This window comes from Sphingomonas sp. (assembly GCF_031380695.1).
In the GTDB taxonomy this organism is placed as follows: domain Bacteria; phylum Pseudomonadota; class Alphaproteobacteria; order Sphingomonadales; family Sphingomonadaceae; genus Sphingomicrobium.
Window position 1 is genome coordinate 1 of record NZ_JANMWY010000328.1, and the last position, 7,600, is coordinate 7,600.

Consider the following 7,600-nt stretch of genomic DNA (forward strand, 5'->3'; position numbering starts at 1 on the left):
TTCGCCGATGACATGGCTTCCGGCCGGGATCAGGACCTGCGAGCCGTCGAACGACAGCACGTCGCGCGTGACGATCGCGCGGGCGAAGCCGGGGACGTCGGAATTGAGCGCGGTTTCCATCACCGCGCCGATGATCGTGCCTTGGACGACCAGTGATTCCAGGTTGGTCAGTCGTTGCGCGCGAGCGACCTCGGTTTCCTTGTTGCCGGCCCGGTTGGCGAACCGTTCGTTACCGTTGAGATCGCGCAATCCCGGCTCGCTCGTTCCGACCGGCGCGACCGCCGCGGGAGCAGGCCCGGCCGCGGCGATCGCGGCAGCGGTCGGGTCCTGAAGCGATGCGGTCTGCATCAGCGCCGCGGCGGGTGGTCCGCCATCGCCGAACGCTGCCGGAGTGGGGCGCAAGCCGTCGGCTGGGCGTGCCGGCGGAAGATCGACGATCAGTGCCGGGGCGGCGATGCGCGCGCGGGCACGTTCGGCGGCGCCATTGTCGGACGGTTGGGGTCGAGCCACCGGGACGCTGCCATAAAGCCGCTGCGGCTGGAACGGCGCGACCGCGACCGGGGCTGGCTGCGGGACCGGAACCGGGACCGGAGTCACGATCGTCGGAACGATCGCCGGTGGTGGGGGAACAGGCGCGGCGATCGTCTCGGTACGCAGCGCGGGCAGGGCAGATGCCTGCTCCTGGCGCGCTTCTCGATTGCTGGCGAGGCTCGCGAACACAGCGGTTCCGATGACGCCCAACCCGAGCGCGAACGGCGCGATTTTCGTGCGTGATCGCGCACGGCCGACGCGGGGAATGACGACGGGGGGAAGCTCGCTCATCGCTAGGGTGTCCTTGTGACGGTTGCGAAGTGGGTGCCGGACCGGAGAATGAAACGTCGGCCCATCTGCTGGACGACCTGGATGCGGCCGCGTGTCGCGACATTGACCAGTGCTTCGTCCTTTTTCCCCGGGCCCGCCGCGAAGATCGCGGGGATCGGCGTCTGCTCGGCGAATTCGAAATAGGTCTGGCGCCCATCGTCCCACACGCGCGTCGGCATGACCGACGGGTCGCCGAGGCGGACGTAGCCGAAGTAAAGCTTGACCCGCGGCGGGGGCGGGGGCTCGGGGAGCGTCTCGACGACGGGCGCGGGATAGTCGAACCGCAGGACCCACGGCGTGCGTCGTTCGCGCGGGCCGGTCGATAGCGCGAAGGCGTAGCGCCGGACGCTGGTGACGACGGTCATGTTGGTGCTGCCCTGGCGCAGGAGCGGCTTGAGAAACAGCATCTTGGCGCGCTTGTTCGGCGTCACCTGCCACGCCAGGCTGTCGCCGATCGAGACATTCTCGATCCGCTCGTCGGGCGCGAATTCGATCATGATTTGCCAGCCCAGCGCGCCACGCAGCGCGATGACCTGTTCCGGGTCGTAAAAGACGCGCTGGATGTGCGGATCGACCGGGCCGGGCTGCGGCAGTGTTTCGGCCCTGAGCGCGAACAGGGCGAGGGCGAGGATGAGGGGACGCATGGTCACTGGGTCATCCCCTCGACATCGCGGCGATAGCGGGTGACTTCGAACCCGAGCGGATTTTCGAAGCGGTCGGCGGCGCGCAGCGGCTTGTTGGAGAAGCCGTAGGAAATCGCGCTGACATAGGCGGTCGAACTAACCCCGCGGCCGGCCGCGACCGTCCGGTCGATATCGTAGCGAACGAGCGCGCTGCCGGTGCCGGTCAGCGATACGCTCTTGATGCGCACCTTGAGCGTGTCCCCCGGCGACAGCGCACGCAGCGGACTGGCCGGGTTGGCCGCCGCCATCAGCGCGATGTAGGCGGTGCGCACGTCGCTCGACGACAGCAGCTGCACGCGGCGGTAGTTTTCGGCGAGGTCGCTCGCGTCGAACGTCTCGCGGACGCGGACATAATTGGCGAGCTGCGCCTGGATGACGGCTTCGTTCTGGGTTAGCCTGCCATTGGCGACGGTCGTGGCGACCTCGACCGCGCCGCTCTGGCGATCGACCGTGACGACATAGGGTTGTACGGTCTTCAGCGGGACCAGCATCGCCAGCGTCAGTGCGAGGATTAGCGCGATGGTCGCGGCCACTCCGGCAACAGTCCAGGCGAGCTTGCGCGCCTTGCGCTCGGCCTCGACGCGCTCGTCGGCCCAGCCTTGCGCGGCGGCATAATATTTGTCGTGGTCGGTCATAAATCCCTGCGGGCTGCGGCGCGTGAAGCGCGCGGAAGACGGGTGCGTGGCGGCGGAAGATACGGACGTCCGACACTTTCGGACGAGCGGGAAGCGCTGCCGACATTCCCGGTTGTGGCGGTCGAGCTGCTCACCTCACGCGAGCCGCGCATCGCTGCGGCAACGGTGCGGTGGGTGCTTTCCTCGGCATCACGCCGCGCCGCGCTTTCCAGCGCACGCGCGACGGGGGTGGATGCAGCCCGCGGGCCGGTGAGCAGCAAAGGACGTTCAACCGGCGATGATGGCGAGATGGGTGCGGCCACCGACGGGTTGCTCGCAAACCCCTTGCGCGGGAGGCGAATGCCGCGTGCGATCATCGTAGCGGCGCGGGCGGACGCGACGATCGCGATGCTGAACACGATCACGACCAGCGCGACCGGCGTCACCGTGTCGAGCTCAAATTGTCCGCTCGCCTGGTCGGCCAACATGCGGTCGAGCAGTGGGCTGAGGATCGCCAGTTCGATCGCGCACAGGATGAGCACGAACAGCGGGACGAGCGCGGCACCTGTCAGTGCGCGAAGCCATCCCTCGAGCAGCCCACGCGTGGCATCGAACAGCAGGAACCCCGCCATCACCGGCGTGATCGCCAACAAAAGGGCGAGCAGGATCCGTGAGACGACGAGCAGCCCGACGGTCGACAGGGTCAGGAGGAAGGAAGAGACGTTGAGCGCCATTGCCGCAGTGGGGGCACCGCCAACCATTGGCGATGCGATCCCGGCCCTGGTCCGCCAACCGACATTGCCTTTTTCGATTCGATCCAATGCCGATTGTACCCCGTCGAGCGGGGCAGGGGCGTCGATCGCGACGACCAGTTCGCTGGCGATCCGCGACGGGGCACGGGCGAATGCGTCATAGGCCAGCGCCTGAAACGACGACCAGGACGCGGCAAGGAGCAGGACGACGCCGAGCCGGATCGCGAGCCCGGTGACATCGCTCAGCGCGAGCCCTTTGCCTAGCAGCAGCCGGTATCCGTATAGCGCGACGGCGATGACCATCAGAGAGGTCAGCACGGCCGCCGTCGCCGCGCCCGGTGTCGACAGCGCGGTGTAGCCCCGCTCGACGAGGCTCGATGCCTGGCAATCGGTGTTGGCGAGCAGGTCGGCAACCAGTCCGGGCGTGGTGGCGGCGGCGCACAGGTCCGGGTTCATGCCGCCGCTACCAGTCGCGGAAGCCAGGCGGCAGGGTCGTCGCCGACCTCGTCGCGAAGTCGATCGAGCAGGCGGATCGTGGTCTCGCGCCCTGACAGCACGGTCAGCAGATCGGGCTCTGAGCCGAGATTGAGCCGCACGACGACGCTGTCAGTGCCATGCTTGACCAGGAACGCGCGCGCCGTCTCTGGCATCGAGCGTACGATGTCATATTCGGTCTCGGTCAGGCCGAAGCCGTCGATGTAATCGGACGCCTGCGCACTCGAATTGGCCATGAAGACTTGGGTTCCCGCCTGCTCGATAATCGCGCTGGCGATGCGGCTTTGTAACGCGTCTGAGGCCGATTGCGTCGCAAAGCCGACGATCCCGCCGCGCTTGCGAATGGTCTTTTCCCAGTCGCGAATGCGCGCGACGAACACCTCGTCGTCGAGCGCCTTCCACCCTTCGTCGACGACGATGATCGTCGGCTTGCCGTCGAGCCGTTCCTCGACGCGATGGAACAGGTAGAGCATCGTCGGTGCGCGCAACGCCGGCTGGTCGAGGATCGCGGTCATGTCGAACCCCAATGTGGGGGTCGCGAGATCGAGCCGGTCTTCCTCATTGTCGAACAGCCACGCGAATTCGCCCGCTGAATGCCACGGCGCCAGCCGAGCAGCGAGATCGCCTGCCGAGGCCCGTCCGCGTCCACGGAACAGCTCGGCGACGTGACGAAGGCGGCGAAGATCGCGCGGCCCGGCCATCGCCGTGTCGATCGCCTCGACAATCCAGCCATTCTCTTCGACGGTCAGCGGCTGGCCCTCGCCGACCGCGAGCCGCCCCAGCCATTCGGCGAGGAAGCGGCGGTTGATCGGCGTGTCAGGCAGCGCGAGCGGGTTCATTCGCGTCGGTTCGCCCGGGCGGAGCGCCTCATAGGTACCGCCGATCGCGCGCAGGAAAATCTCGGCGCCGCGATCCTTGTCGAAGAACACGATGCGCGGATCGAAGCGGCGCGCCTGCGCCAGCAGGAAGGCGAGGACCACCGTCTTGCCCGATCCCGACGGCCCGATGACGGTGAAATTGCCGAGGTCGCCGCGATGGAAATTGAAGAAATAGGGCCCCGCCGCCGTCGTCTCGAACAGCGTGACCGCGTCGCCCCAGTGATTGCCGTCGGGACGCCCGACCGGGAAGTTGTGCGCGCTCGCGAACCCCGCGAAATTGGCGGTTGAGACGAGCGCACGCCTTGCGACATAATCGAAATTGCCCGGGAACTGCGCCCAGAACGCAGCCTCCAGCCCTAGCTCTTCGCGTACCACCGCGAAGCCCGTTTCGGCTAGCGCGGCCTGCACTTCGCCCGTCGCCTGGTCGAGGCTCTCGGGGGTGTCGGCGCTGATCTGGATCGACAGATGATGCTCGCCAAACCCCGCACGGCCTGCCGCCACATCGTCCTTGGCAGCGCTGAGTTCGGACCGCAGCGATACCGCTGCGTCATCGGCCGAGCGCATCCGGCGCAGCGCCAAGTCCATCCGCTCCTGCGCTCGCCCGCGATCGACGAACGCGAAGCTCTGCGTCACCTGCATAGCGAACGGCAATCGATAGATGTCGTCCAGCATCCCCGCCGATGTCGCGCTGGGGTAATCCTTGGCCGACAGGATCGCCGCATATTCGGGCGGCTCGCCATCCACCGGCCCCAGCTCGATCGTGTCGGCACCGAAGCTGACAGTTCGACGAGCGACGGCATGACCCAGGTCGCCTGTCGGAAGCATCATCGGCGTCGTAGTGCCGTTGAACAGGGTCGCGAGAAATTCGAGCGGCTGCGAAGCGAGCCCGTTTGGCAGATCATACGCGGTCAGGAGCGAGGGCCCATAAGGCTCGAGCGTGGCCATCAGCTGCTCGCGCGCCTGTGACAGCAAGCGCACGTCCGCAGCGCGCTCGCCATGGTCGGAGCGACTCCCGGCCACCCCGAGCAATTTCTCCGCCCAGCCCGCGCGACCTCGCAACGGACGCACGACCAGCGTAAGGTAGAGATCGTTGACGAACAGCCGTCGCGTCGCCAGCCGTCCGCGCCACGCCGTGTCCAACTGCTTGCTGAACGAATCGCCAAACTGTCCTTCGAAGCGCGGCTCGACCGCCCGCCGCACGACGTGGTGGACGATCGCGAAGCGTGACGAGCCGATCGACTGGAACATGGCATCGCGCACGGCGAGCCTGGAATCGAGATCAGCCCGCCCGATCGTCTCGAACGGCAAGCCGTCGAGTTTGATGACCTGCATCATCTGGCTGTTGCGGGTCAGTAGCGTGTGGTCGTCGACCTGCGCGAGATACGGCAGGTGGACCCCCGCCGAGACTTCCCTGCGGGCGGCGCGATTACGGGCAGTAAACATTCGCGCCCCGCAACTTGTAGTTGGCGACGCGCGGGGTACGGCGCAGGCGCGTCATCCACAACGCCATGACGTGCGGATCGCGCAGATGCGCGGCATAGCCGAGCGCGTGAATGACCAGCGCCGGGAGTAGCGCAAGAGGGGTCTTGAAGATCAGGAACAGCTCAGCCGCGACGATCCCGTTCAGGACGAAGAAGGGATAGGTCACTCCCGCCACCATCTGTGGCCGGGCGAGCGCGCGGAACAGCGGATCTGCCATCTAGCCGGCGACCGAGCGAATGCCGCCGACGATCGACGCCGCGCCGAACAGGATGAACAGCCCGACGACGACGGTCGCGCCATACTTCCAGTTGATCCGCCCGGTCAGCATCATGAAGCCGACCGCAGCGACCGCGATCACCGCTACCGCCGTGGCGACATTGCCAAGCAGCGTGCCCTGCAACCAGTTGACCGCGCCGACGATCGGCCCTGACCCGGCGGGATCGGGGGCAGCATATTGGGCATTGGCGCGCGCCGCGGCGAACAGCGTGACGAGCATGGCGGGAAGAATTTTCTTCATAAGGGGGGTACCTCGATGAGCATGAGATCGATTCGCCGCAGTGTCGGCGTGGCGACGAGCTTAAGCGATCGAACGGGGACGGAGACGCCCTGCCAGCGCGACATGATCTGCGCGACATAGGCCTGCGTTTCGGCGTAAGGCGGAATGCCGCCCCAGCGCAGCACCGCTCCCGGGCCTGCATTATAGGCGGCGAGTGCCAGCGGCACGCTCTGGAAGCGCGTCAGCTGACGAGCGAGATAGCGCGCTCCGCCGTGGAGGTTGGCTTCGGGATCGAGCGGATCGACGCCCAGTTCGGCGGCGGTGCCCGGCATCAGCTGCATCACGCCCAGCGCGCCCTTCGGGCTGACCGCACCCTGCCGACCGCGCGATTCGGTCCAGGCGACCGCGCGCAGCAGATGGACGTCGAGGCCTTCGGCCTTGGCGGCTTGCTCGTACCGATCGACATCGACTGGGCGCACGGTCACGTTGGCGGACATTACGCGATCGCCTTCGCTGCCGAGAAAGCGGGTCGGCTTGCTGTAGGTCGTGGCGGAACCGTCATCGCCGATCTCGATGACTTGCGCATGGACGGGTACCGCCATTGCGACACCCGCGATTAGCGCCCAACGGGACGGGCGCAACGAATAGCGCGAGCGGTTCATTCCATATGATCCTGCTTGTAGCCCGGCGTCGGAGTCAACGAGACCATCGTCGCCAGAATCGCCACTGCCGTGAGCCAACTCGCTACGACCTTCACCCCGATCCCCCAGCCGCGCACCACGATCGGGCGGCCGATGAACAGCAGCAGGACGCACGGCAAGGCGATCGCCAGGTCGCGCGACTGGCCCGCGACCGACGTCACCAGCCCGGCCCATAAACCGACATTGGCGGCGGCGGCGAGGAACAGTGCGGGCGGAACTTTGAGTGGGCGATGCACCAGCCCGGCGGTGGCGATGACGCTCAGCCAGCAGCCGACGAAAATCGGTTCGATCCATTGCTCCGGCGGGCTCGACCAGCATGCCGCCAGCGCGACCAGCACCATCACGCCCGCAGCGATAAGCGCACGGCGAAGCGGGATGAATGCCAACGCCAGTCCAAGTGCAGCGATCACGATCGCGGGAGGAAGGACCCCGCCCCTCATAGCCAGGCAGCCCATAGAAAGTAGAGCCCGATACCGAGGACGACGCTACCAAGAGCGCGGAGGAAGGTTTCTCCGCGCGGAAGTACCGCGAGCGAACCGATCGCGATCCCCGCGACGTGACGCGATCCGGTCGCGAACACGAAGCCCAGACTCTACCCGCTTGGATCGGCCGCAGAGGGCAGTTCGATGCCATGGGCA

The 7,600-nt window shown here is 66.9% G+C and carries 9 protein-coding genes; all 9 read right to left on the minus strand.

What is annotated here, in order from left to right:
- The coding region (locus tag RMN84_RS11825; protein WP_309612368.1) for a TrbI/VirB10 family protein at nucleotides 1-822 on the minus strand (822 nt) is incomplete at its 3' end.
- Between the two features lie 2 nt (nucleotides 823-824).
- Entirely contained in the window at nucleotides 825-1,505 is a 681-nt protein-coding gene (locus RMN84_RS11830) for a TrbG/VirB9 family P-type conjugative transfer protein (protein ID WP_309612376.1), read from the minus strand.
- Between the two features lie 2 nt (nucleotides 1,506-1,507).
- Nucleotides 1,508-2,179 (minus strand): VirB8/TrbF family protein, encoded by a 672-nt coding sequence (locus tag RMN84_RS11835; protein ID WP_309612369.1) that lies wholly within the window; start codon nucleotides 2,177-2,179, stop codon nucleotides 1,508-1,510.
- Nucleotides 2,176-3,366, minus strand: coding sequence for a type IV secretion system protein (locus tag RMN84_RS11840; RefSeq protein WP_309612370.1), 1,191 nt, complete (start codon nucleotides 3,364-3,366; stop codon nucleotides 2,176-2,178). Before RMN84_RS11840 ends, RMN84_RS11835 begins: the two co-directional genes overlap by 4 nt.
- Nucleotides 3,363-5,726 (minus strand): VirB4 family type IV secretion/conjugal transfer ATPase, encoded by a 2,364-nt coding sequence (locus tag RMN84_RS11845; RefSeq protein ID WP_309612371.1) that lies wholly within the window; start codon nucleotides 5,724-5,726, stop codon nucleotides 3,363-3,365. Before RMN84_RS11845 ends, RMN84_RS11840 begins: the two co-directional genes overlap by 4 nt.
- Nucleotides 5,710-5,982, minus strand: a complete 273-nt coding sequence (locus RMN84_RS11850; protein ID WP_309612372.1) for a VirB3 family type IV secretion system protein — start codon at nucleotides 5,980-5,982, stop codon at nucleotides 5,710-5,712. The genes RMN84_RS11845 and RMN84_RS11850 overlap by 17 nt, the downstream gene beginning before the upstream one ends.
- Nucleotides 5,983-6,282 (minus strand): TrbC/VirB2 family protein, encoded by a 300-nt coding sequence (locus RMN84_RS11855; RefSeq protein ID WP_309612373.1) that lies wholly within the window; start codon nucleotides 6,280-6,282, stop codon nucleotides 5,983-5,985.
- Nucleotides 6,279-6,923, minus strand: coding sequence for a lytic transglycosylase domain-containing protein (locus RMN84_RS11860; protein ID WP_309612374.1), 645 nt, complete (start codon nucleotides 6,921-6,923; stop codon nucleotides 6,279-6,281). Before RMN84_RS11860 ends, RMN84_RS11855 begins: the two co-directional genes overlap by 4 nt.
- On the minus strand, nucleotides 6,920-7,372 hold the full coding sequence (locus RMN84_RS11865) for a hypothetical protein (protein ID WP_309612375.1): 453 nt from the start codon (nucleotides 7,370-7,372) through the stop codon (nucleotides 6,920-6,922). Before RMN84_RS11865 ends, RMN84_RS11860 begins: the two co-directional genes overlap by 4 nt.
- Between the last annotated feature and the right edge of the window lie 228 nt (nucleotides 7,373-7,600).

Coding starts and splice junctions, on each gene's coding strand:
- RMN84_RS11830 (WP_309612376.1), bottom strand. CDS start 1,505: ATGCGTCCCCTCATCCTCGCCCTCGCCCTGTTCGCGCTCAGGGCCGAA.
- RMN84_RS11835 (WP_309612369.1), bottom strand. CDS start 2,179: ATGACCGACCACGACAAATATTATGCCGCCGCGCAAGGCTGGGCCGAC.
- RMN84_RS11840 (WP_309612370.1), bottom strand. CDS start 3,366: ATGAACCCGGACCTGTGCGCCGCCGCCACCACGCCCGGACTGGTTGCC.
- RMN84_RS11845 (WP_309612371.1), bottom strand. CDS start 5,726: ATGTTTACTGCCCGTAATCGCGCCGCCCGCAGGGAAGTCTCGGCGGGG.
- RMN84_RS11850 (WP_309612372.1), bottom strand. CDS start 5,982: ATGGCAGATCCGCTGTTCCGCGCGCTCGCCCGGCCACAGATGGTGGCG.
- RMN84_RS11855 (WP_309612373.1), bottom strand. CDS start 6,282: ATGAAGAAAATTCTTCCCGCCATGCTCGTCACGCTGTTCGCCGCGGCG.
- RMN84_RS11860 (WP_309612374.1), bottom strand. CDS start 6,923: ATGAACCGCTCGCGCTATTCGTTGCGCCCGTCCCGTTGGGCGCTAATC.